This window comes from Rhodococcus sp. NPDC059968 (assembly GCF_042738615.1).
GTDB lineage: Bacteria > Actinomycetota > Actinomycetes > Mycobacteriales > Mycobacteriaceae > Rhodococcus_F.
The window spans coordinates 1-23,759 of record NZ_JBHWUE010000130.1 but is presented as its reverse complement, the minus strand read 5'-3'; the positions used below and the strand labels follow the sequence as shown (position 1 = coordinate 23,759).

Genomic DNA, 23,759 nt, shown 5'->3' with positions numbered 1-23,759 from the left:
CCGGTGGCGCCTTTACGTTTCCCGGACCGGGCATCGGACCAGTTCGACAGGGCGGCAGCGCAGTTCGCGATCCCGGAACTGTATGCCTCTTTCGAATTCTGTTGCCACCACGGCTGCCCGGACTCGGGGTTGACGGCGACGGCGTTCTTGACGGTGTTCCAGTGTTTGCGCAGGCTGTACGCCGACCAGGACACCGGCGGCGTCAACTCCGCGTCCGGGATCTCATACGACCGTTCCGCCGTGCGTTGGTCGATGTTCGCCTTGACCTGCGACAGTGCCCAGTTGTAGGCGAACCGCTGCGCCCCGCAGTGCGAACGCATTACCGACTCCTGCTCGGGGGTGGGGTCGAGGACGTACACGAACGCACGGATCACCGTCCGACACGGGTCCGCAGCCTCTTCGAGAGCCGGAACCGGAAAGGACGCCGTGACCTGGTCACCGGGATCGGCGAGCGCAGCCGTGGGCGTCACGACAGGTCCGCCGCAGCGGTCCCCGCTGACGCGGCACTCCGGCGTGCACCACACCGCCCGGACCGGCGAGCGCACAGCGAGGTCATCACCTCGGTCCTCTCGCGCACCCAGATCATCAGCCACCCCGTCGTCGTTGAAACACGAGCAGGGTACGACAGGGCACCGACAATACTGCCTCGATGAACCCGAACCCGAACCCGAACCCGAACCCGAACCCGAACCCGAACCCGAACCCGAACCCGAACCCGAACCCGGCGCGGCGGTCCCGATGCTCGGCGAGTGATCGTCGACATACTCGGATCACCCGGCGGCCCGCCGAGTGTGGTGCGTTTCCCGCCTCGGGCCGGAACCGATCTCGGTGACCGTCCTCGACACACCCAGACCACGCTGTCCGGACTCGGTCACCATCACCACACGCCCGCCCTGGCGTTCCAAATCGGCTTACTGATCAGGGACGACACCCGGCACTACACGACCACCGCACCCCCACAACCCACCGACAGGGTGCCGACGCCCGGATCCCCCACCAAAAACCTGCCGGACGGCAACTGCCGAGCACGGACCGGCAAGGCCCCCGCATGTAACCACACCAACGCGGTCCGGTACTTCACACCGTCCGTGGCCGCCCAACCCTTCAACATCACGGCACTAAACAACCCTGAACAGCATCAATCGGTCAGATAAAGCAAACAGTACGCAACCTCCCCGATTCGCCGAGAATTGCTCTCCTGCGAAATCTTGCCCCGCGCCCCCTTATTCTTCGAACATGAACACGCACGTCGTCGACCACCCGCTCGCAGCAGTCCTCCTGACAACGATGCGCGATGCGCGCAGCGACAATGCCACATTTCGCGCCGCCTTACGAAGGCTGACACACATGTTGGTGTATGAGGCGATGCGCGAGGCTCCGGTCGAGACGTTCGACGTGGTCACGCCCATCGCGACGACCGACGGGGTGCGGCTCACCCATCCGCCGTTGCTCGTTCCCGTCCTGCGCGCAGGACTGGGCATGGTCGAGCAGGCCAGCAGCCTGATCCCGCAGGCGCGAGTCGGTTTCGTCGGTATGGCCCGGGACGAGGAGACGCATCTGCCGGTGCCGTACCTCGAGTCGCTCCCCGCGGACCTGTCCGGCATCCCGGTGTACGTCCTCGACCCGATGCTCGCGACCGGCGGATCGATGGTGCACACGATCGAGTTGCTCGTCGCCCGCGGCGCCACGGACGTCACCGCCGTGTGCGTCGTCGCGGCGCCCGAAGGTGTTGCCGCCCTCTCGGAGTCGGGTCATCCGGTGAGACTCGTCACCGCTGCGGTCGACGAGGGGCTCAACGAGGACGCGTTCATCGTGCCCGGCCTCGGCGACGCCGGGGACCGTCAGTTCGGGCCGCGCTGACTCCCCGGTTACAGGGCTTCGGCGAACTCGCGCAACAGGTTCAACCGGGTCGTGGCACTCTCGCGGGCCGCGGGTAGCGCCGATCGTTCCGGCACCGGTACGACCACCTCCAGGTAGCACTTGAGCTTGGGTTCGGTTCCCGAGGGACGCACGACCATCCGGATGGTGGACCCGGCGAGAACGACCGCGTCGGTGCGGGACTGCCCCCGCAGTTCCGCCAGATCGGTGGCCTCGACGGGTTCGCCGGCCAGCTCGGCCGGCAGTTGCGACCGCAGGCGTCGCATCATCGCGGTGATGTCGGCGAGGTCGGTGACGCGTCGCGACACCTGGTCTCCGGTGTGCAACCCGAATTCGAGCGCGTAGTCGTCCAGCCTGTCGAGGAGTGTCGCCCCCTCTGCCCGCAGTGTGGCAGCGAGGTCGGCGGCCATCACCGCGGCGGAGATACCGTCCTTGTCGCGCACCGACTCCGGGTCGACGCAGTGACCGATCGCTTCCTCGTACGCGTACACGAGTCCCTCGCCGGCCCGCACGAGCCACTTGAAGCCGGTGAGGGTGCGGGCGAAGCGCGCGCCGCGGGCGTCGGCGAGCTTTCCGAGGAGGGCGGACGAGACGATCGTCGTCGCGACGAGCGGATCGGCCGGGGCGGACGCGAGGACGTGCTCGCCGAGCAGGACGCCGGTCTCGTCGCCGCGGAGCATCCGCCAGCCGTCCGGCCCGCGCACGCCGACCGCGCACCGGTCGGCGTCGGGGTCGAGGGCGATCGCGAGGTCGGCGTCGACGTCCGCGGCGAGGGCGAGGACGGCGTCGGAGGCGCCCGGCTCCTCGGGGTTGGGGAACTCGACGGTCGGGAAGTCCGGGTCCGGGTCGAACTGTGCGGTGACGGTGTGGACGTCGGTGAATCCGGCGGATTTCAGTGTGGTGACCGCGGTCTCGCCTCCGACGCCGTGCATGGCGGTGAGCGCGATGCGCAGGGTCCGCGACCGTCCCGTCGGCAGGGACGCGACGCGGTCGACGTAGCGGTCGAGGAGTTCCTCGGACGCCGGTGTCACCGGGGTGCGGGGTACGAGATTCGCGGGCCCGATCCGGGTGATCGATGCTTCGATCTCCCTGTCGGACGGCGAGATCAACTGGGCGCCGCCGTCGAGGTAGACCTTGTACCCGTTGTCGGCGGCGGGGTTGTGGGAGGCGGTGATCTGCACGCCGGCAGCGGCGCGGAGGCGGCGGACCGCGAACGCGACGATCGGGGTGGGGAGCGGGCGGGGGAGGAGGACGACCGAGAATCCCGCGCCCGCCAGTACTTCCGCCGCGGCGACGGCGAACTTTTCGGATCCGTGCCGCGCGTCGCGCCCGACGACGACGGTGGAGCCGCCCAGGCACCGGTCTTTCAGCCACGCGCTCAGCCCGGCCGTCGTGCGGATCACCACGGCGAGATTCATGCCGTTCGGGCCTGCCCGCACCGGCCCGCGCAGACCCGCGGTCCCGAAGCTCAGTGGAGCGGCGAAGCGGTCGGCGAGCTCGTCGGCGGAGAGATTCGCGAGTTCCGCCCGGGTTTCGGGGTCGGGATCGGCGTCGATCCAGTCCGCGATCGGATCGTTCACAGGCGTTCCACCAGTTCTCGCAGGAGCCCGCCCATGCGGTCGGCGGACGCCCGGCCCGCGGCGAGGACCTCCTCGTGGTTCAGGTGCTCGCCGGTGATGCCGGCCGCGAGGTTCGTCACCATCGAGATGCCGAGGACGCGGGCGCCGAGCGCCCGTGCCGCGATCGTCTCGTGGACGGTGGACATGCCGACGAGGTCCGCGCCGATCGTCCGCAGCATGCGGATCTCGGCGGGGGTCTCGTAGTGCGGACCCGGCAGACCGGCATAGACGCCTTCGCTCAGCGACCCGTCGATGTCGCGGGCGAGGGCCCGCAGTTCGGGGTCGTACGCGTCGACGAGGTCTACGAACTCCGCGCCCACGAGCGGAGACCGGGCCGTGAGGTTGAGGTGATCGCTGATCAGCACGGGTTGTCCGACGGTGAAGTCCTCGCGGATTCCGCCGGCGGCGTTCGTCAGGATGACGGTTGTCGCTCCGGCGGCGATGGCCGTGCGCACCGGGTGGACGACGGACGACAGGGGATGGCCCTCGTAGGCGTGGGTGCGGCCGAGCAGGAGAAGGACCCGTTTGCCGCCCACGTCCACGGAGCGGATCGTTCCGGCGTGCCCCGCGGCGGCCGGCGGTGTGAACCCCGGCAGGTCGGCCATCGGGACGGTGCAGAGTGATTCGCCGAACCGGTCGGCGGCGGCATTCCACCCCGATCCGAGGACGAGGGCGATCGAGTGTTCGGCGCAGTTCGTGTGCGCGGCGAGCGCGGCGGCCGCGGCGTCTGGCGTTCCCATGAGGCGATAGTCTTCCACTCATGCCCTATCTCGATCGCGACGGCGACGTATTCATCCTGTACCTCGGCAACGAGGGCGAGACGGACAACGAGAACCGCTTCCATCCGGATTGGATCGACGCCACCCACGCCGCGCTGGACGAGGTGGAAGCCCACGAGGGTCCCGCCGCACTGGTCACGACCGCGACGGGCAAGTTCTTCACGAACGGCCTGGACACCACGTGGATCTTCGCGAACACGGACAAGCTCCCGGAATATCTCGACCGCGTGCACACGATCTACACCCGCCTCCTCGCGTTCCCGATGGCCACCGTCGCCGCCGTCCAGGGGCACGGTTTCGGTGCCGGCGCGATGCTCGCCACGTCGCACGACTTCCGGGTCATGCGCGCCGACCGCGGGTTCTATTGCCTCCCTGAGGTGTCGTTGAACATGCCCTTCACCGTGGGGATGTCGGCGCTCCTGAACACCCGTCTGCCCAAACAGACCGCGGTCGAGGCGATGACGACGGGCCGCCGCTTCGGCGGCTCCGACGCGCTCGCCGCGGGCATCGTCGACGAGATCGCGGACGGGGACGGCGTCCTCGCGGCCGCCGTGACACGGGCCGCCGCGCTCACCGCCACCCGCGGCGCCAACCTCGCCGGGATCAAGCGCGGAATCCATCACGACGTCCTCGCCGCGCTCGCCACGGTGACGGACAAGAGCAACTTCAGCTTCGGGTGAGAGAATGAGCACGTGAATGCGGATGTCGAGGCGGCGGTCAGGTCAATCGAGACCGATCTGATCGCGCTGTCCCATTCGATCCACAGCGAACCGGAACTGGCGTTCGAGGAGTTCCGGAGCGTCGCGAAGATCACCGAACTGCTCAAACGCAGCGGGTTCGATGTCCGGTCGGGCATCGCGGACCTGCCCACGGCGTTCGACGCCACGTTCGGCAGCGGTGACCTCGTCATCGGTATTTGCGCCGAGTATGACGCGCTCCCGGAGATCGGTCACGCGTGCGGGCACAACATCATCGCGGCGTCCGCGGTCGGTGCCGGCGTCGCGCTCGCCACGGTCGCCGACCGGCTCGGGATCACGGTGCGGGTCATCGGGACGCCCGCAGAGGAGAGCGGCGGCGGGAAGATCGTCATGCTCGAGAAAGGCGTCTTCGACGATGTCGCGGCTGGCCTGATGGTGCATCCGGGTCCGATCGACATCACGGGTGCGACGTCGCTCGCGCTGGCCGACATCGCGGTCACGTTCACCGGCCGCGAGGCGCACGCGTCCGCCGCACCGGAGTTCGGGCGCAACGCCGCCGACGCCGCGACCGTCGCCCAGGTCGGGATCGGCCTGCTGCGCCAGCACCTCTCGCCGGGGCAGCAGATCCACGGGATCGTCTCCGACGGCGGCACCGCGCCCAACATCGTTCCCGCACGCTCCGAAATGCTGTACTACCTGCGGGCCGAGACGGCGTGGGCGCTGTCCGAGCTGACGACACGAGCGGAGGCGTGTTTCGCGGCCGGCGCACTCGCCACCGGGTGCACGCACGAGATCCGCACGGTGTCGCCCACGTACACGGAGCTGACGCCGGACCCGTGGCTGGTCGCGACGTACCGGGAGCAGATCATCGACATGGGACGGACACCGTTGCCGCTCGAGTGGGAGGGGGTTCGTCCGCTGGGCAGCACCGACATGGGCAACGTCACCAACGTCCTGCCCGGGATTCATCCGATCATCGGCCTCGATTCGGACGGTGCGGTGACGCATCAGCCTCGGTTCGCGGCGGCGTGCATCACCGAGTCCGCCGACCGCGCCGTGATCGACGGAGCGATTGCGCTGGCTCGCACGGCAGTTCGCGCGGCAACGGACGACACACAGCGGGTGCGGCTGTTGGAAGGAGTTGATCGCCGGTGAACGCGGCAGTCGACAAATGGATTCTCGCTCACACCGACGAACTCTCCCAGTGGCGTCGACACATCCACGCCAATCCCGAACTCGCGCGACATGAATACGCGACGACGGAATTCGTGGCGACCCGGCTGGCCGCGGCCGGCCTGTCGCCCGAACTGCTGCCCGGGGGGACGGGGCTCACGTGCGATCTCGGACCGTCTGAGGGTCCCCGCATCGCGTTGCGCGCCGACATGGACGCTCTTCCGCTGCAGGAACTCACCGGCGCCACGTACTCGTCGACGGTGCCGGGCGTGTCGCACGCGTGCGGACACGACGCCCACACCACCATCCTGCTGGGAACCGGTCTGGCGCTCAGCGAGATCCCCGACCTGCCGGTGGGTGTCCGGCTGATCTTCCAGCCCGCCGAGGAGGTCATGCCGGGCGGTGCGCTCGAGGTCGTCGCTGCCGGACGGCTCGAGGGTGTGTCGCGGATCTTCGCCCTTCATTGCGATCCGCGGCTCGCGGCCGGGCGGGTCGGTGTGCGGCTCGGTGCGATCACGTCCGCGGCCGACACGATCGAGGTCGTGCTCGACTCACCGGGCGGCCACACGTCGCGTCCGCACCTGACCACTGACCTCGTGTTCGCGCTGGGCACCGTAGTGACCGGGTTGCCGGGCATGCTCAGCAGGCGGATCGACCCGCGCACCGGCACCGTGATGGTGTGGGGCGCCGTGAGCGCCGGCCGGGCGCCCAACGCCATTCCGCAGACCGGCATGATGACCGGCACCGTGCGGACCGGCGATCACGAGACGTGGGAGATGCTCGAGCCGCTGGTCCGGGAGATCGTCCACGGTCTGCTCGCGCCCACCGGGGTGCGGTACCAGCTCAACTACCGCCGCGGCGTCCCGCCCGTCGTCAACGACGAGGTGTCGACGCGCATGTTCGAAGATGCCATCCGCACGGTCGGCCCGGACGCCCTCGCCGACACGCCGCAGTCCGGCGGCGGCGAGGACTTCTCCTGGTACCTCGAAGAGGTTCCCGGCGCGATGGCCCGGCTCGGCGTCTGGTCGGGCGTCGGCGAGCAACTCGACATCCACCAGCCCACGTTCGATCTGGACGAGCGGGCGCTGGGTATCGGGGTCCGGGTGCTGTCGAGCCTCGTGCTGGGCTGAGGCGCGGCGCCAGGCGGTTCTATTCGGTGCCCGGTCCGACGTTGCGGCTGTTGCGGGTGCGCAGGTCGCGCACGTAGTCGGCGGGGGCCCCGGCGATCTCTGCGGCGTCGGCCATCACCCCGAGGTAGCGGGCCGACGGCAGGCCGCCCTCGTACGCGTCGAGCACGTATAACCAGGCGAGCGCGGGTTCGCCCTCGGTGTCCACGCGGACGCGGATCTTGCGGTGGATGCCGAGTTCGGAGCCCTCCCATCGGTCGAGGCTGACCTCGTCCTCCTCGGGGACGTCGTAGAGCACGACGAACACCTTGGAATCGGGGTCCTCGACCACGGTGGCGAGTGCGCCCTCCCAGCCGATGTCCCCGCCACTGAACGTCAGTCGCCAGCCGTGCAGCCAGCCCGTCCCCGCCATCGGCGAGTGAGGGCAGCGCTGCAACATCTGCTCGGGATGCATGTTGGACCCGTAGGCGGCATAGATCGACACGGCGGCAAGCCTAAACGGTGGCTAGTAATCTGTTGCATGCAGTGCACGACACGACGCGCTGCGATCGCACCAAAAGCCGGCCGGAGACCCCGGTCGTCAGTTGAATTGGAGGACAGATGACCCGAATCGTGATCATTGGTGGCGGGCCTGCCGGATACGAGGCAGCGCTGGTGGCCGCACAGCACGGCGCCTCCGTCTCCTTGATCGATTCGGACGGAGTGGGCGGCGCCTGCGTTCTTTTCGACTGCGTGCCGTCCAAGACCTTCATCGCTTCCACCGGCGTGCGCACCGACATGCGGCGCGCCACCGACCTGGGCATTGCGCTCGATCCCGAGCAGGCCACGGTCGCCCTGCCGCAGATCCACGCCCGCGTGAAGAGCCTCGCGCAGGCGCAGTCCTCCGACATCCGCACCCGACTGCAGACGGTGGGTGTCGAACTGTTGTCGGGTACCGCCGAGCTCACCGACTCGCGGCTCGGCATGGCGTCCCACCAGGTGTGTGCCACCCTCGAGAACGGCGAGAAGAAGACACTCGATGCGGATGTCGTCCTCATCGCCACGGGCGCGAGCCCCCGGGTGATCCCCGGGGCGGAGCCGGACGGCGAGCGCATCCTGACGTGGCGCGACCTCTACGACCTCGACGAGCTGCCGACGCACCTCGTCGTCGTCGGTTCCGGTGTGACCGGTGCCGAGTTCGTGTCCGCCTACACCGAGATGGGCGTCAAGGTCACGCTGGTGTCCAGCCGCGACCGCGTCCTGCCCGGTGAGGACGCCGATGCCGCCCTGGTGCTCGAGGACGTCCTCGCCGAACGCGGCGTCACCCTGGTCAAGCACGCCAGGGCCGATGCGGTGAAGCGCACCGAGGACGGCATCGTCGTGGTGCTCGCCGACGGCCGGACGGTCGAGGGCAGCCACGCCCTGATGACCGTCGGTTCGGTTCCCAATACCCAGGGTCTCGGACTGGAGAAGGTCGGCATCGAGCTCGACAAGGGTGGATACCTGCGCGTGGACCGTGTGTCGCGGACGCCGGTGTCCGGGATCTACGCCGCGGGCGACTGCACCGGCCTGCTGCCGCTGGCGTCCGTCGCCGCCATGCAGGGCCGCATCGCGATGTACCACGCGCTCGGTGAGGGCGTCAGCCCCATCAAGCTGAAGACCGTGGCCTCGGCCGTGTTCACCCGCCCCGAGATCGCCACCGTGGGCGTCAGCCAGGCCGCGATCGACGACGGCGAGGTACCTGCCCGCACCGTCATGCTCCCGCTCAACACCAACCCGCGCGCCAAGATGTCCGGTCTGCGCCGCGGCTTCGTGAAGATCTTCTGCCGTCCGGCCACCGGTGTGGTCATCGGCGGCGTGGTGGTCGCTCCCAACGGGTCGGAGCTGATCCTGCCCATCGCCATCGCCGTGCAGAACAACCTCACCGTCAACGACCTCGCCGCGACGTTCTCGGTGTACCCGTCGCTGACGGGTTCGATCACCGAGGCGGCTCGCCAGCTGATGCGGCACGACGACCTGGACTGATCCCGAAGTGTGGGAAAGGCATTTCACATAGTGGCCCCTCCGGTGGGATAGTCGAGGCACGGTTCGAAATCATCGGCCCGTGCCTCGGCGCTCTCCCGCCCCGCAGACCCAGGACGGACAGGGTGTTCCTCACCTGATCCCTGCTTTGACGTGCCTCCTGGGAGTCGACATGCCGCAATCACTTGCCCGCCGCATGGATGGTCTGCACAGCTCCGCCATCCGTGACCTTCTCACCCTCACCGCCCGGCCCGACGTCGTCAGCCTTGCGGGCGGGCTGCCCGACCCCGAATTCATTCCGCGCGAACGCATCCGGAAGGAAGCGGAACTCGCGCTCGGCGATCCCGCATCCGTCCAGTACGGCGAGACCACCGGGCTGCGCCGGCTCCGCGACGTGCTCGCTGCACGGGAAGGTGCGAAGATCGGCCGCCCGCTGGGCGCCGCCGACGTCGTCGTCACCCACGGCTCGCAGCAGGCGCTGAGCCTTCTCGCCCAGGTGCTGCTCGATCCCGGCGACGTCGTGATCGTCGAGGAACCCGCCTACACCGGAGCACTACAGGTGTTACGGGCCGCGGAGGCCGACGTCCGGTCCGTCGCACTCGACGCCGACGGGATGGACACCGCCGCCTTGCAGGGCATGCTCGAGGATGGCCTGCGTCCCACCGTGGTCCACACGGTGAGCAACTTCCACAACCCTCGCGGCGTCGTCCTGGCGCCCGGCCGCCGGGAACACCTGGCCGCACTGGCCGACCGCTACGGATTCTGGGTGATCGAGGACGACCCGTACGGCGAACTCTTCTTCGACGGTCCACCGCCCGCGCCCGTCGCGGCGCTGTCGGACCGGGTGATCCGGTTGTCCAGCGCGTCGAAGATCCTGGCGCCTGCGCTCCGGGTCGGGTGGCTGCACGGCGACCGGCGGGTGTGCGAGGCCGTCGAACTGCTCAAGCAGGGCGCGGACCTCTGCGGTTCGTCGCTGACGCACCAGATCGCCGCCGGACTGCTGTCGGACGAGCCGTGGCTGGATCTGCACCTGGAGATGCTGCGGGCCCGCTACGGATCCCGGGCGCGGGCGCTCGCGGACGGCGTCACCTCGACGTTCGGCGACCGCGCCCGCGTGTCCTCGGCGGCGGGCGGGATGTTCTGCTGGACCGAGTTCACGGACGACGACCTCGACACGGCGGCACTGCTGCAGACCGCCGTGGACCACGGTGTGGCCTTCGTTCCCGGATCGGCTTTCGGCGTCGCCGCGGAGCACCGGAGCGCGCTGCGGCTGTGTTTCGCGACCTGTCCGGAGGACGTGCTGACGGGTGCGGCGGCGAGACTCGGCGACGCGTACGCCCGTCACGCCCAGTCGTAGGTCCGTTCGACAGCCTTGTTCCACTCGGCGTAGAGCCGGCTGGACTCGGCCTCGTCCATCGCGGGTTCCCACGTCTTGTCGACGGCCCAGTTCGCGCGGATGTCGTCCTCGCTTTCCCAGAAGCCGACGGCCAGCCCCGCGGCGTACGCGGCGCCCAGTGCCGTCGTCTCGTTGACGACGGGCCGGATGACGGGCACCGCGAGAATGTCGGACTGGAACTGCATGAGGGTCTCGTTGACGACCATGCCGCCGTCCACCTTTAGGGAGGCGAGTTCGACGCCCGAATCGGCGCGCATCGCCTCGATCACCTCGCGGGTCTGATACGCGGTGGCCTCTAGGGCGGCCCTGGCGAGGTGGCCCTTGTTCACGAACCGGGTGAGCCCGACGATCGCCCCGCGGGCGTCGGGCCGCCAGCGCGGTGCGAACAACCCGGAGAACGCGGGCACGAAGTAGGCGCCGCCGTTGTCGTCGACCGACTTGGCCAGATCCTCGATATCCTTGGCGGACTTGATGATTCCCAGGTTGTCGCGCAGCCACTGCACCAGTGAGCCGGTGACGGCCACCGACCCCTCGAGCGCGTAGACGGCAGGTGCGTCACCGATCTTGTAGCAGACGGTGGTGAGGAGACCGTGCTTGCTGTGCACGGGTGTGGTCCCCGTGTTGAGCAGCAGGAAGTTCCCCGTTCCGTACGTATTCTTCGCTTCGCCCTCCGACAGGCAGGCTTGCCCGAACGTTGCGGCCTGCTGGTCGCCGAGGATTCCGGCCACCGGCACGCCGGGCAGCGTCCCGTGGGGGCGTCCGACGCCGTAGACCTCCGAGGAGCTGCGGATCTCGGGCAGCATCGACATCGGAATGCCGAAATCGGCACAGATCTCCGGATCCCAGTCGAGGGTCTCGAGATTCATCAGCAGAGTGCGTGAGGCGTTGGTGACATCCGTCACGTGGGTGCCCTCCGTGATGTGCCACAGAATCCAGCTGTCGATCGTGCCGAAGCAGAGCTCGCCCGCGTCTGCCTTCGCCCGTGCGCCGTCGACGTTGTCGAGGATCCACCGGACCTTCGGCCCCGAGAAATAGGTGGACAGCGGCAGGCCGGTGCGCTTCTGGTACCGGCCGGGGCCTTCGTCGCCGCCGAGTTCCGTGCACAGTTCGTCGGTACGGGTGTCTTGCCAGACGATGGCGTTGTACACGGGTTCTCCGGTGTTCCGGTCCCACACGACCGTCGTCTCGCGCTGGTTGGTGATGCCGATCGCGGCGATGTCGCGTTTGGTGAGATCGGCCTTCGCGAGCGCGGACGCCACCACTTCGCGGGTGTTGATCCACAGCTGTGTCGGATCGTGCTCCACCCAGCCTGCGCGCGGAAAGAACTGTTCGTGTTCCTTCTGGGCGACGCTGACCACGGCGCCGTCGTGATCGAAGATCATGCAGCGGCTGGAGGTGGTGCCCTGGTCTATCGCGGCGATGTACTGAATCACACGCATGAAGCTACTAGCCTGGCAGAGAATCCGTTGTCATCTCACAGGAGCCCGACTTGAGTAGTCAGCCAGGTGTGCAGTTCCTCGGTCCCCGGCAGCGTGATGCCGCATGGGACAAGCTGCAGACCGAACAGTTCGACGTCGTCGTGATCGGCGGTGGCGTGGTCGGAGCCGGTGCGGCCCTCGATGCGGCCACCCGCGGGCTGAAGGTGGCGTTGGTGGAGGCACGCGACTACGCGTCCGGGACGTCGAGTCGCTCGTCGAAGATGTTCCACGGCGGCCTGCGCTATCTCGAACAGCTCGAGTTCGGACTGGTCCGGGAGGCGCTTCGGGAGCGTGAGCTGTCGCTGACCACCCTCGCACCGCATCTGGTGAAGCCGCTCAAGTTCCTGTTCCCGATCCGTCACCGGCTGTGGGAGCGCCCCTACATGGCGGCAGGGATCTTCCTCTACGACCGGATGGGCGGCGCCAAATCGGTTCCGGCGCAGAAGCATCTGACTCGCGCGGGTGCGCTGCGGATGGCGCCGGGGCTCAAGCGCAACTCGCTGACCGGCGGCATCCAGTACTACGACACAGTGGTCGACGACGCCCGGCACACCATGACCGTCGCCCGCACCGCCGCTCATTACGGGGCCGTAGTGCGAACGTCCACACAGGTGGTCGGATTCCTTCGGGAGGCCGACCGGGTGTCCGGAGTGCGCGTCCGCGACTGTGAGGACGGCCGCACCGCGGACGTGAAGGCGCACGTCGTCATCAACGCCACGGGGGTGTGGACCGACGAGATCCAGGCGCTGTCGCGGCAGCGCGGCCGATTCCGCGTCCGCGCGTCCAAGGGCGTCCACATCGTCGTACCGCGCGATCGGATCGTCAGCGACGCCGCGATCATCCTGCGCACCGAGAAGTCGGTGCTGTTCGTGATCCCGTGGGGCAGCCACTGGATCATCGGCACCACCGACACGGACTGGAACCTCGACCTCGCGCATCCGGCGGCCACCAAGGCCGACATCGACTACATCCTCGGCCACGTCAACAAGGTGCTGGTGACGGCGCTGACCCACGACGACATCGACGGCGTCTACGCGGGCCTGCGCCCGCTGCTCGCGGGGGAGAGTGACGAGACGTCCAAGCTGTCGCGCGAACATGCCGTCGCGCGTGTCGCGCCGGGTCTCGTCGCCATCGCCGGCGGCAAATACACCACCTACCGGGTGATGGCCGAGGACGCCGTGGATCTCGCCGCCGAGGACATTCCCGCGCGGATGGCGCCGTCGATCACGGAGAAGGTGCCGCTCGTCGGTGCCGACGGCTATTTCGCGCTCGTCAATCAGACCGTTCACCTCGGCCAGATGTACGGCCTGCACCCGTACCGCGTGAAGCACCTGCTGGATCGGTACGGTTCGCTGATCGACGAGGTGCTCGACCTGGCGTCCGACAAGCCGGAACTTCTCCGGCCCATCACGGACGCACCCGCCTACCTGCAGGTCGAGGTCGTGTACGCGGCGGCGGCCGAGGGTGCCCTGCATCTCGACGACATCCTGGCCCGGCGCACCCGCATCGCCATCGAGTACTCGCATCGGGGTGTGAACTGCGCCGAGCAGGTGGCGCAGCTGGTGGCCCCCGTCCTCGGCTGGGACGCCGACGACATCGACCGTGAGGTGAAGACGTACCAGGCGCGGGTCGAGGCGGAGGTGCAGTCGCAGGCCCAGCCGGACGACCTGTCGGCCGACGCGTTGCGGGCGGCGGCGCCCGAGTCGCGGGTCGAACTGCTCGAACCGCCGGTCAGTGTGTCAGAAATACCTTGATCACCACGATGGCCGCGGCGACGGCGGCGAGGCCGATCGCCGCCCAGTGGGTGCCGGACGTGACCTTCTCGCGGCGGAGACGGCTGATCACGTAACTGATCGACGCGATCCGGGTGATCATCGCGAACTCGGCGATCAACTGCGCCGTCCTCGGCTCCAGCCAGCCGATCAGCGCGGTGCACAGGATGACGCTGGGGACGACGGCCGACGTGAGGATGGGCAGGCCGTCACGGAGTTCCCCGCTGCGTTCGGCTCGGGTGAGGGTGCGGTCGAGACGCAGTGTCTGGCCGACGGACTCGGCGAACAGATGCGCGAGGAAGGTGGACAACGCGGCTCCGACGACGATCGCGATGCCGAGGGTTTCCTGCGCCTTGGTGACGGGGATCAGCGCAGCGAGGACGAGGATGTTGCCATAGATGTAGGCGCTGATGCGCCGGGCGACACGCTCGGTGTCGATCGGGGCGTCGGTCAGCTGCGCGGGGCGGTTGAAGAGCTTCGGAAGGTCCCACTCCATGGCCCCGAGCATTCCACGCGCACGCGGTCAGCGAGTGTGGACGAGCGATTTCGGCGCGTGTGCGGCGACGACCCCGGAGAGCGCCATGACGACGAGGGCTGAAACAGCGATGAATTCCATGTGATTCAGCGTCGTCCCGGAACCCGTGAGGAGTGTGGGCGTTGTCTGTGAGCTCCCTGGGAACTCAGACTTTCGGGCTGTAGTGCTGGGGGTCGTCGCGCCGGTCGACCGGGGGAAGATTGCGTCGCGGCGTGTGGACGAGCGGTGCGTGGGCGGGGGTGCGTCCGGTCTCGCGGTCCCAGCCGGCGCGGGCACGCGGGTGGTACCGGTACCGCCAGGGGACGAGACGGAAGACGGCGTTCACGGTGCGGCCGACGAGAGTGTGCAGGCGCTCGTCGCGTGCGGTCCAGCGGTAGCCGAGGAGGTCGCGCACCGGTTGGTCGTACATGCCGACCGTCAGCCACACGAAGCCCTTCGCCACCGGGATCCGGAGGATCGCCCAGATCGGGTCGGGTAGCCACGACAGGAACGGGGGAACGCCGAGACCGGACAGGTCGAGGACGTCCCGGGTGGCCTTGTTGTCCTCGAGAACGTTGCGGCACATGTGATCCCAGTACTCCTGGAACGCCTCCCAGGTTTCCGGAACGGGGCGCATGCTCATTCCGTACAGGCGGTACCACTGGATGTGCTCGGTGAACAGCCGGCGCTTCTGGTCTTCGGTGAGACCACCAATGAAGTGGTCACCCGTGAGAACGGTGCCCATGAAGAACGTGGCGTGCGCCCAGTAGAACGTGTCGGGGTCGAGGGCGTGATACCTGCGGCCGTGCTTGTCGATTCCCTTGATGTTGTCGTGATATCCCCGCACCTGCTCCGCGGTCTGCTGGGCGCGGTCACCGTCGAAGACGACGCCGCCGATCGGGTACAGCGACCGGTATAGGCGCTCCCACCGCTCGTCGAAGAAGCGGGAGTGTTCCTCGACGCCGGCGCCGAGCCCTGGGTGCATGTTCTGCATCGACCCGGCCCACACGCCCTGCAGCATTCCGCGCCAGTCGCCGAAATACTTCCAGGTCAACGAGTCGGGGCCGAGCGGGACGGGAGTGGAGGCCGGGACGGGCGTACCGTCCGCGTTCAAGTGACTACGCACGTTGTCAGACTAAGATCTGACAACACACGTAGTCAAGGATCGGAGCGAGAAGAGTGACGCTGGAGGACCGGCGGGACGCACGGCGGAAATCGCTACTCCGTGCGGGCGTCGCGCTGCTCGGATCGCCGGACGGACCCGCGGCGAACGTGCGCGCAGTCTGCCGCGCCGCGTCGCTGACCGAACGGTACTTCTACGAGTCGTTCCAGGACCGGGACGAGTTCGTGCGCTCGGTCTACACCGCAGTGGGCGACGAGGCGCAGGCCGCTCTCGTGGAAGCGGTGGCGTCCACCGAGACCGCGCGGGAGCGCGCCGAGGCCGCCGTGGACGCGTTCGTGAAACTCATGGTCGACGATCCCGCCATGGGCCGTGTGCTGCTGCTCGCACCGCTGTCCGAACCCGCGCTGAGCAGGCGTGGCATCGACCTGATGCCCGGGTTCGTCGCACTCGTGCACGACCAGCTGTCCGCCGTCGACGACGAGGTGGAGAAACAGCTCGTCGCGGTCGGTGTGGTGGGCGCACTCACGACGCTGTTCATCGGATATCTCGACGGAACTGTTGCCGCGTCGCGCGAGCAATTCGTCGCTCATTGCGTCACTCTGGTGGTGGAGGCAAACAAGGCCGGCCACGAGTGAGGTGCGCATGCCGTTCCAGGTATCCGTGGACGATCCGACTCGCCCGCAACCCGAGCTTCGGGTACTCGACCGCAAGTTCTTCCAACTCGTCGGCGAATTCGTCTACGTCCACGGCGACACGGTGGTGACGGTGCCCGGGTGCGCCCCGATGCCGTGCCTACTCCGCACGGATCTGGCCTCGATCCCCGCGCCGCTGCAAGGCCTGCTCACCCCGTACGGCCGGCAGCTGCTTCCCGCGATCATGCACGACGACCTCTGCAAACGTGCGAGCGCGCAGGGACCGGAGGGAAACACGCTGCGACGGCGCGCGGACGAACTGTTCCGGCTCGCCCTGCTCGACGAGGGCGTCGGACCGTTCCGCAGCCGCATCTTCTGGGTCGGCGTCGAGGTCGGCCGGTTCTGGACGTTCACCGACGTCGCCCGGTTCCTGCTCATCGCGCACCAGGTGTTCGGGATGCTGTGCTGGGTGGTGGGAGTGCCGTGGGCATTGGCGACGTCGCACGTCGGCCTCGCCGCCCTCCTTCTCGTGCTTCCGGTCGTGCTGTCGCTGTTGTGGCGCAGAGACTTTCCCGTCGCCCTGCTCGGGTGCCTCCTCCTGCCCGTCATCGCGCCGACGTATCTGCTGACGATCGCCACTGCCGCGGTGCTGTGGGTGCCGGACGTTGCCGCGTGGTTGCTCGGCCGCAGGCGGACTCGCCGACCGCCGCCGCTCGGGCCGCCGACCACCGTCCTTCGCTAATCCACCATCGGTGGCTGGCAGTGTGTGCAGAAGAAGATCTGCTGCTGACCGAGGTCGTGGCCTTCGATCACCGTCCCGCAACGGCGGCAACGCTTTCCGGCACGCCCGTACACCCACGGCCGATGGCGGACGGAGTTGTTCTTGTCGATGTGAATCATGCGATGCGCGAGCGTGACCAGCGCGGGCAGGTCGGCCACGCCGCTCGACGGAGTGTAGGGGTGGACTCCGCGGAGGAAGCAGACTTCGTTGCGGTACACGTTGCCGAGGCCGGCCAGGTTGCGCTGATCGACCAGGGCGAGACCGATGGGCTGCTCGCCGGCCGCCCGGAGGTTGCGGAGCGCCGTGTCGGCGTCCCAGTCCGGTCCCAGCAGGTCGGGGCCGAGGTGGCCGACCGCGGATTCTTCGTCGTCACGCCCCAGGATCTCGGTGATGCCCAGCGAGAATCCGACCGCCACCCTGTCGTCGGTGGCGAGCACGATCCGGGCCTGGTGAGTGGGACGCCGCCACTTCGTGTCCGGCGCGTAGATGTGCCACGCGCCTTCCATCTTCAGATGCGTGTGGATCGAGTAGCCGCCGACCCGGATGAGGAGGTGTTTGCCGCGGCTGACCACCTCGTCGACGAGCTGGCCGGACAGGTCGACGGTGGCGTACCGGGGGACCCGCACGTCGCAGCGGGTCAGCACCTTCCCCGCGAGGGCGTCGCGAAGCGAGTTGGCGGTGCGCCAGACGGTGTCGCCTTCGGGCATCTCAGGCTCGCAACCGGAACCCGCGAGGGGTGGGCGAGAAACCGGCCTCGGTCAGGATCGGCGCGAAGTCGCTGCCGTGGATGGTGCCGCCGTCGACCTTCTCGACCACGATCTTGTCGATCCCGCCGCGCTTGACCACACCGGCGAGCGTGACCGCCGCGGTGCGGAGCACGCCGGGGTCGTCGGTGAAGGTCAGGATCGTGCGCCCGCCGCGTTCGACGAACAGGATCAGTTCACCCTCCACGAGCACCACCAGGCCGCCGGCCTTGCGTCCGGGACGGTGCGCGGGCGCGTCGTCGCCGCGTTTCGGCCAGGGGAGTGCCGCACCGTACGGGTTGGCGGGATCGCTGGCGGCGAGCGTCACGGCGGGCAGGGTGGTGTGCCTGCCCTCGAGCGAGTCGGCGTAGCTCCGGAGTCGGTCCACCACGGGCGGAGTGGAGAACTGTGCACCACCGAGCGACTCGACGAAATGTCCTCGCCGGCAGCGACCGTTGTCCTCGAATGTGCCCAGCACCTTGTACATCAGTGCGAATCCGCCGGGAACGTTCTCGGTCATCACGGATCCGCGCGTCACCACCCCGTACCGCTCCAGGAGGAGTTCGGCCGTGGCGCTGGCACGCAGCGTGGCATCGGATTCGGCGGCGGGGAGGATCGACCACCTCCCCCCGACCGTCGGAGGTGCAGTGCGCACCGGGACCGTCAGGCTGCGGTACGCGCGGGCACGCGGGGGGCGTCGCGGCGACCGGTGACTCGTCGTGGTCCTGGACGTGTCCGACAGCAGGGCGCGGACCGGGGCGAGCGTGTCGTTGCCGATGTGGCCCAGCCACACCAGATCCCACAATGCGGTGGCGAGCGCGGTGTCGTCGGTCATCTCGAGGGTGTCCGCGAGTTGCCGGAAGAAGTACGCGCCGCCGCCGGACAGCGTGTCGAGCACCCGGCGCTGGACATCGGACAGGTCCGATTCCGCGGGCGTGGTCAGCGTGAGCGGTGCGGTGTCGGCGGGGTGGAGGCACACCCACCCGTCCTTCCCGGAGATGCTGCCCGCGCCCGACCACAGCACCTCGCCGGTGGAGGTGAGTTCGTCGAGCATGGCGGGGGAGTAATCGGCCACCCGGGACGGCAGGATCAGCGACTCGAGTGCCGAGGCGGGAACCGGGACACCGGCAAGCTGTTCCACCACGATCGCGACGCCGTCGATTCCGCGCAGCGTGCCCCCCACATGCTGCCAGCCCGGGAGGAAGCGGCCGAGCGTCGCGGTGCTGACCGGTTCGACCTCCTGACGCGCCGCGGCCAGCGAGCGCCTGCGGAGACGGCGCAGCACCTCGGCGTCGCACCATTCGCTGCCCGTCGCGCCGGGGCGGAACTCGCCCTCGACCACCCGCTTGCCCTGCCCGAGCCGTTGCAGCACGTCGCGGGCCACCGCGGAACCGAGGCCGAAACGGGCGGCGGCGTCGGTGATCGTGAACGGACCGTGGGTGCGGGCGTACCGGCTGATCAGGTCGGCCAGCGGATCGTCGACGGGTTCGATGAACGCGGCGGGAACACCGATGGGGAGCGGCACCCCGAGCCCGTCGCGCAGGCGTGCCGCATCCTCGATGGCCGTCCACCATTCGTGACCCGCGAACGAGACGGCGAGCGCCCGCTTCGCGCGCACGAGTTCGTCGAGCCAGGGGAGGGGATCGCTGGCCGACCGCGCGGCGACCTCGTCCGTGGTAAGCGGCCCCAGCAGGCGCAGCAGGTCGGCGACGCCTTCGAGATCCTTCGCCTCGCGGTCGGGAAGCAGGCGCTGGAGTTCGAGTTCGGCGTGGGCGATCACGTCGGCGTCGAGCAGTTCGCGCAGTTCCACCCGGCCGAGCAATTCCGCCAGCAGGGTCGAGTCCAGGGACAGCGCCGCCGCCCGGCGTTCGGCGAGCGGGCTGTCGCCCTCGTACATGAACTCGCCGACGTAGTTGAACAGCAGGGCGCCGGCGAACGGTGACGGCGACTGCGTCTCCACCTCGACGATGCGGATCTGGCGGCGCGCGAGCCGGCGAAGCAGGTCCTTCAGGGCCGGTAGGTCGTACACGTCCTGCAGGCACTCGCGGACGGTCTCGAGCAGGATCGGGAACGTCGGATACTTGCGGGCCACGTCGAGCAGCTGGGCGGACCGCTGCCGCTGCTGCCAGAGCGGTGCGCGCTTTCCCGGTGTGCGGCGCGGCAGCAGCAGCGCCCGGGCAGCGCACTCACGAAACCGGGACGCGAACAGCGCCGAACCGCCGACCTGTTCGGTGACGATGTCCTCGATCTCGTCGGTGTCGAAGGCGAAGAGGTCGGCGCCGGGTGGGGTGTCCTCGGTGTCGGGAAGACGCACGATGATGCCGTCGTCGGATGCTGTCGCATTCGAGTCGAGGCCGTACCGCTCGCTCAGCCGAGCACTCACGGCCAACGCCCACGGAGCGTGAACGCGCTGGCCGTACGGCGAATGCAGGATCAGACGCCAGTCGCCGAGCTCGTCACGGAACCGTTCGACCACCAGGGTGCGGTCGGTGGGGACCTGCCCGGTGGCGGTCTTCTGCTCGGCGACGAGCTGAACGAGATTGTTCGTCGCGTTCTCATCCAGCCCGCCGGTCCGGCAGCGTTCCTGCACCTCTGTCTCGTGCCCGAGTGAGATCTCCCTCAGGAACTGCCCCAGCGCCTCGCCCAGTTCCGCCGGCCGGCCCAGACCGTCACCATGCCAGAACGGCAGCCGCCCCGGCTGCCCGTAGGCGGGGCTGACCAGCACCCGGTCGAACGTGATTTCCTCGATCCGCCAACTGGTGGCCCCGAGCGCGAAGACGTCGCCGACCCGCGATTCGTACACCATCTCCTCGTCGAGTTCGCCGACGCGGGACGCCTTCTCGCCGACCATGTAGACCGTGAACAGACCGCGGTCGGGGATGGCGCCGCCCGAGGTGACCGCCAGCCGCTGCGCGCCGGGGCGTCCGGTGAGCGTGTTGGCCTCGCGGTCCCAGACGAGGCGGGGCCTGAGCTCGGCGAATTCGTCGGACGGGTAGAGGCCCGCGAGAAGGTCGAGGGTGGACTCGTACGCCGAGCGCGGAAGCGTCGCGAAGGAACCGCTGCGCCGGACCGTCTCGAACCAGTCGTCCACGTCGAGCGGCTCGAGGGCGGTGGCGGCCACCGTGTGCTGGGCGAGGATGTCGAGCGGGTTCGCGGGGACGGCGAGTGCCTCGATCTTGCCGGTGACCATGCGCTCGACGGTGACGGCGCAGTGCACGAGGTCGGTGCGGTGCTTCGGGAACACGACACCCCGGGAGATCTCCCCGACCTGGTGTCCGGCGCGACCGACCCGCTGCAGGCCGTTCGCCACCGACGGTGGTGCCTCGACCTGGATCACCAGGTCGACGGCGCCCATGTCGATGCCGAGTTCGAGGCTGCTCGTCGCGACCACGCACCGCAGTCGCCCGGACTTGAGGTCGTCCTCGATCAGGGCCCGCTGGTCCTTGCTGACCGACCCGTGGTGGGCGCGGGCGAGCAGGGGGTCCGCGCCGAAATTGACCTCGGACGGCGTGCCGATCTGTGAGGCCGGTTTCGGGTTCTTGTCGACGGCGGTCCCGGCGCGTTCGGCGTAGATCTCGTTGAGTCGGGCCGTCAGGCGCTCGGCGAGGCGCCGCGAGTTGGCGAAAACGATGGACGACCGGTGCGCCAGGACGAGGTCGACGATCTGTTCCTCGACGTGCGGCCAGATCGATCCCGCCTGCGGGGTCGCCGACGCCGACCCCTCGGCGGGTTCGGCGAGACCGAGTTCGGTCATGTCTTCGACCGGTACCTGCACGGTGAGGTCGAACGTCTTCGGCGACGGCGGTGCGACGATCCGGATGGGCGCCGAACCGGACAGGAACCGGCCCACCTCCTCGTGCGGCCGCACCGTCGCCGACAGCCCGATGCGCTGCGCCGGGGTGGCGAGAAGCCGGTCGAGGCGCTCGAGGGACAGCGCCAGATGGGCGCCACGCTTGGTGCCGGCCACCGCGTGCACCTCGTCGACGATGACGGTGTCGACCTGAGTCAGCGTCTCGCGCGCGGCGGACGTGAGCATGAGGAACAGCGACTCCGGCGTGGTGATGAGGATGTCGGGCGGATTCTTGATCAGGGCGCGCCGGTCGCCTGCGGGTGTGTCGCCGGAGCGGACGCCCACCGAGATCTCCGGCGGCGTGAGCCCGAGCCGCTTGGCCGTCTGCGTGATCCCGACGAGCGGGGCGCGCAGGTTGCGTTCGACGTCGACGCCCAGGGCCTTGAGTGGGGAGATGTAGAGGACCCTGGTCTTGCGGTCCTTGCCGTCGGTGGCGGCGAGTTGGTCGAGGGACCACAGGAACGCGGACAGCGTCTTACCGGAACCGGTCGGGGCGACGACGAGCGTGTGCGCGCGGCTGGCGATCGACTCCCACGCACCGAGCTGCGCGGCCGTCGGCGCCGGGACGGCGCCGACGAACCACTCGCGGGTGGCAGCGGAGAACCTGCCCAGGACGTCGGTCACCGTTCCATAGTGCACCGGGGGTACGACAGGCGGGAACATGCCGAGGGGTCCCCAATCCGGTTCGGCGAACGTGTCGGTGGGGCGCAGTATGATTCGCACATAAGTTCGATCGGGGGATCGGACGAAGGGCGGGGGTGGGGCTATGAGCGAAGTGAAGACGCACCTGACGGCGCTCGCTGCCGCCGTCAACGGGCTTCTCGAGGCAGATGTGACGGGGTTGCCGAGCACCGACGTAATCGACTTGATGCAGCAACTCGAGAAGTCCCTCCGCCGCGCGGGCGCGGTGTCGCACAGGCTTGTCGTCGAGGCCGTCGAACGCTCCTTGCCCGCGGCATTGGGGTACAACTCCCCGAACAAGCTATTGGTCGAGGTACTACGAGTTTCGGCGGCGGACGCCTCTGCTCGGATAGTGGCGGCCCGTGATCTCGGACTTTTCCATACAACTTCGGGCGAGCAGATGGAGGCAGCGCTGCCGGAAACCGCCGCAGCTCAACGTGATGGCGAGATCGGCGCCGACCATGCACGCGTCATCCGGAAGATCATGCGAAAGATCCCGCATGCGGTCGACAACGCCGATGTCGCAGTGGCGGAGTCGATCCTGGCGGGGTGTGCACGCGCTGGTACGCCCGAAGATGTCGAGAATGCCGGCCACCGGCTACTCGCTCATCTCGATCCCGACGGAAACCTGGGTGACGACCGTGATCGCTCGAGACGGCGTGGTGTTTCGTTGGGCCGTCAAGATTCCGAACTGATGTCGAAGATCTCCGGTGAGCTCGACCCCACTGCGCGCGCTCTGCTCGACCCGATCCTCGCGAAATGGGCTCGCCCCGGCATGAACAACCCGGACGACCCGGGATCCTGGGCCGGCATCGGGGTCTGCCCGTCACGGTGATCATCACCATGACCCTCGACCAACTCGAGAAGGCGGCCGGCGGTGTGGCCACCACGGCCACCGGCGGACTCCTTCCTATCGACGACGCGCTGACACTCGCCGAATGCGCCCACCCGGTGCTCGTCCTGTTCGACCACGACGGCCGGCCCCTACATCTGGGACGGCGCCGACGAGTGGCGAGCGCGGACCAACGCCTCGCTCTCATCGCTGCCGAAGGCGGATGCACACGAGCGGGGCTGCGCGGCCCCGGCCAGCATGTGCGCGGTGCACCACGTGCATGAGTGGGGCAAGGGTGGACACACCGACATCGACTCACTGACGCTCGCGTGCGATGCGTGCCACGCTCAGGTCCACGACGGTCCTGGAGGTTGGGCGACCACCAGCGCGCCGCCCGGTGACACGTACGCGGGACGCACCGAATGGATTCCACCATCGCACATAGACCCGGACAGAAAACCGCGAATCAATCACCGACACCACGCCAGTGAGCTGATCGCTCACGCTCGCCGGAAATCCCGCGACCGGGTACGAGCCGAGGACGGAGTGCCCTAGCCGACGACAGAGTGCCCTAGCCGAGGGCTGTCTTCACCGGATTAATCAGAGGAAGCCTGGCCCTTTAGGGCCGGGAGGAAGCTGATTCTGTACTGCGCGATCGCGCGTAGCAGGGTCGCTTTCTTTC

The 23,759-nt window shown here is 68.7% G+C and carries 23 protein-coding genes; 14 read left to right on the top strand and 9 right to left on the bottom strand.

Translation table 11 applies throughout. The annotated features are described in order from the left end of the window. Positions 1–470, bottom strand: a 470-nt coding sequence (locus tag ACFWAY_RS47790; RefSeq protein ID WP_378515632.1) for a helix-turn-helix domain-containing protein, incomplete at its 3' end; no start/stop codon positions are given. A 133-nt stretch (positions 471–603) separates the two neighbouring features. On the opposite strand from ACFWAY_RS47790, the gene ACFWAY_RS47785 reads away from it, so the two are divergent. The 3 genes from ACFWAY_RS47785 (at position 604) to upp (ending at position 1,860) form a co-directional block, all read left to right on the top strand. After that, positions 604–753, top strand: coding sequence for a hypothetical protein (locus ACFWAY_RS47785; protein ID WP_378515630.1), 150 nt, complete (start codon positions 604–606; stop codon positions 751–753). Beyond that, entirely contained in the window at positions 750–1,154 is a 405-nt protein-coding gene (locus ACFWAY_RS47780) for a hypothetical protein (protein WP_378515629.1), read from the top strand. Before ACFWAY_RS47785 ends, ACFWAY_RS47780 begins: the two co-directional genes overlap by 4 nt. 82 nt (positions 1,155–1,236) lie before the next feature. Continuing rightward, positions 1,237–1,860 (top strand): uracil phosphoribosyltransferase, encoded by a 624-nt coding sequence (gene upp / locus ACFWAY_RS47775; protein ID WP_378515627.1) that lies wholly within the window; start codon positions 1,237–1,239, stop codon positions 1,858–1,860. 8 nt (positions 1,861–1,868) lie between these two features. On the opposite strand, the gene ACFWAY_RS47770 is transcribed toward upp, so the two are convergent. Both ACFWAY_RS47770 and ACFWAY_RS47765 read right to left on the bottom strand, forming a co-directional pair. Further along, positions 1,869–3,458 carry a phospho-sugar mutase gene (locus ACFWAY_RS47770; protein WP_378515625.1) on the bottom strand — a complete coding sequence of 530 codons (1,590 nt, stop codon included), beginning with the start codon at positions 3,456–3,458 and terminating at the stop codon, positions 1,869–1,871. Next, the gene (locus ACFWAY_RS47765; RefSeq protein ID WP_378515624.1) at positions 3,455–4,237 is read right to left on the bottom strand and encodes a purine-nucleoside phosphorylase; all 783 of its coding nucleotides are present in this window, start codon (positions 4,235–4,237) and stop codon (positions 3,455–3,457) included. Before ACFWAY_RS47765 ends, ACFWAY_RS47770 begins: the two co-directional genes overlap by 4 nt. A 20-nt stretch (positions 4,238–4,257) precedes the next feature. On the opposite strand from ACFWAY_RS47765, the gene ACFWAY_RS47760 reads away from it, so the two are divergent. Genes ACFWAY_RS47760 through ACFWAY_RS47750 form a run of 3 tightly spaced genes read left to right on the top strand, consistent with a single transcriptional unit; the run spans position 4,258 to position 7,277 of the window. Beyond that, positions 4,258–4,956: an enoyl-CoA hydratase/isomerase family protein gene (locus tag ACFWAY_RS47760; protein ID WP_378452050.1), complete on the top strand. Its 699-nt coding sequence runs from the start codon at positions 4,258–4,260 to the stop codon at positions 4,954–4,956. A 12-nt stretch (positions 4,957–4,968) separates the two neighbouring features. Next, positions 4,969–6,129, top strand: a complete 1,161-nt coding sequence (locus ACFWAY_RS47755) for a M20 family metallopeptidase (RefSeq protein WP_378452051.1) — start codon at positions 4,969–4,971, stop codon at positions 6,127–6,129. Next, on the top strand, positions 6,126–7,277 hold the full coding sequence (locus ACFWAY_RS47750) for a M20 family metallopeptidase (RefSeq protein WP_378452052.1): 1,152 nt from the start codon (positions 6,126–6,128) through the stop codon (positions 7,275–7,277). Before ACFWAY_RS47755 ends, ACFWAY_RS47750 begins: the two co-directional genes overlap by 4 nt. A gap of 19 nt (positions 7,278–7,296) precedes the next feature. Here ACFWAY_RS47750 and ACFWAY_RS47745 read toward each other — a convergent pair whose 3' ends face one another. Further along, entirely contained in the window at positions 7,297–7,758 is a 462-nt protein-coding gene (locus ACFWAY_RS47745; RefSeq protein ID WP_011598217.1) for a gamma-glutamylcyclotransferase, read from the bottom strand. Positions 7,759–7,874: 116 nt separating this feature from the next. Between ACFWAY_RS47745 and ACFWAY_RS47740 the strand changes: the two genes are divergently transcribed. Together ACFWAY_RS47740 and ACFWAY_RS47735 are read left to right on the top strand one after the other, a co-directional pair. Next, a complete protein-coding gene (locus ACFWAY_RS47740) occupies positions 7,875–9,278 on the top strand; it encodes an NAD(P)H-quinone dehydrogenase (RefSeq protein WP_378452053.1) in 1,404 nt (467 codons plus the stop codon). A 169-nt stretch (positions 9,279–9,447) separates the two neighbouring features. Next, positions 9,448–10,632: a PLP-dependent aminotransferase family protein gene (locus ACFWAY_RS47735; RefSeq protein WP_378515623.1), complete on the top strand. Its 1,185-nt coding sequence runs from the start codon at positions 9,448–9,450 to the stop codon at positions 10,630–10,632. Here ACFWAY_RS47735 and glpK read toward each other — a convergent pair. Then, the gene (glpK, locus tag ACFWAY_RS47730; RefSeq protein WP_378515622.1) at positions 10,617–12,110 is read right to left on the bottom strand and encodes a glycerol kinase GlpK; all 1,494 of its coding nucleotides are present in this window, start codon (positions 12,108–12,110) and stop codon (positions 10,617–10,619) included. The two genes, ACFWAY_RS47735 and glpK, sit on opposite strands and share 16 nt — an antisense overlap. Before the next feature lie 50 nt (positions 12,111–12,160). Between glpK and glpD the strand changes: the two genes are divergently transcribed. Beyond that, positions 12,161–13,903, top strand: coding sequence for a glycerol-3-phosphate dehydrogenase (gene glpD, locus ACFWAY_RS47725; protein WP_378515621.1), 1,743 nt, complete (start codon positions 12,161–12,163; stop codon positions 13,901–13,903). Here the strand turns inward: glpD and ACFWAY_RS47720 are convergent. Both ACFWAY_RS47720 and ACFWAY_RS47715 read right to left on the bottom strand, forming a co-directional pair. Further along, positions 13,881–14,417 carry a hypothetical protein gene (locus ACFWAY_RS47720; RefSeq protein ID WP_378452057.1) on the bottom strand — a complete coding sequence of 179 codons (537 nt, stop codon included), beginning with the start codon at positions 14,415–14,417 and terminating at the stop codon, positions 13,881–13,883. The two genes, glpD and ACFWAY_RS47720, sit on opposite strands and share 23 nt — an antisense overlap. 184 nt (positions 14,418–14,601) lie before the next feature. Then, the gene (locus ACFWAY_RS47715; protein WP_378515620.1) at positions 14,602–15,561 is read right to left on the bottom strand and encodes an oxygenase MpaB family protein; all 960 of its coding nucleotides are present in this window, start codon (positions 15,559–15,561) and stop codon (positions 14,602–14,604) included. 53 nt (positions 15,562–15,614) lie between these two features. Here ACFWAY_RS47715 and ACFWAY_RS47710 point away from each other — a divergent pair, with 53 nt between their 5' ends. Next, a complete protein-coding gene (locus ACFWAY_RS47710) occupies positions 15,615–16,193 on the top strand; it encodes a TetR/AcrR family transcriptional regulator (RefSeq protein ID WP_378452059.1) in 579 nt (192 codons plus the stop codon). A gap of 7 nt (positions 16,194–16,200) precedes the next feature. After that, a complete protein-coding gene (locus ACFWAY_RS47705) occupies positions 16,201–16,932 on the top strand; it encodes a DUF1353 domain-containing protein (RefSeq protein WP_378515619.1) in 732 nt (243 codons plus the stop codon). On the opposite strand, the gene ACFWAY_RS47700 is transcribed toward ACFWAY_RS47705, so the two are convergent. Next, positions 16,929–17,678 carry a DNA-formamidopyrimidine glycosylase family protein gene (locus ACFWAY_RS47700; RefSeq protein ID WP_378515618.1) on the bottom strand — a complete coding sequence of 250 codons (750 nt, stop codon included), beginning with the start codon at positions 17,676–17,678 and terminating at the stop codon, positions 16,929–16,931. The genes ACFWAY_RS47705 and ACFWAY_RS47700 overlap by 4 nt on opposite strands. A 1-nt stretch (position 17,679) precedes the next feature. Then, a complete protein-coding gene (locus tag ACFWAY_RS47695) occupies positions 17,680–22,227 on the bottom strand; it encodes an ATP-dependent helicase (RefSeq protein ID WP_378515634.1) in 4,548 nt (1,515 codons plus the stop codon). Positions 22,228–22,330: 103 nt separating this feature from the next. On the opposite strand from ACFWAY_RS47695, the gene ACFWAY_RS47690 reads away from it, so the two are divergent. From ACFWAY_RS47690 to ACFWAY_RS47680, 3 genes are read left to right on the top strand one after another with little or no spacing between them, the layout of a single operon-like run. Then, a complete protein-coding gene (locus ACFWAY_RS47690) occupies positions 22,331–23,080 on the top strand; it encodes a DUF222 domain-containing protein (protein WP_378515617.1) in 750 nt (249 codons plus the stop codon). Positions 23,081–23,088: 8 nt separating this feature from the next. Beyond that, complete coding sequence (locus ACFWAY_RS47685) at positions 23,089–23,361, top strand: DUF222 domain-containing protein (protein WP_378515615.1); 273 nt, start codon at positions 23,089–23,091, stop codon at positions 23,359–23,361. Next, positions 23,336–23,632, top strand: coding sequence for an HNH endonuclease (locus ACFWAY_RS47680; protein ID WP_378515614.1), 297 nt, complete (start codon positions 23,336–23,338; stop codon positions 23,630–23,632). The genes ACFWAY_RS47685 and ACFWAY_RS47680 overlap by 26 nt, the downstream gene beginning before the upstream one ends. Positions 23,633–23,759 lie beyond the last annotated feature (127 nt).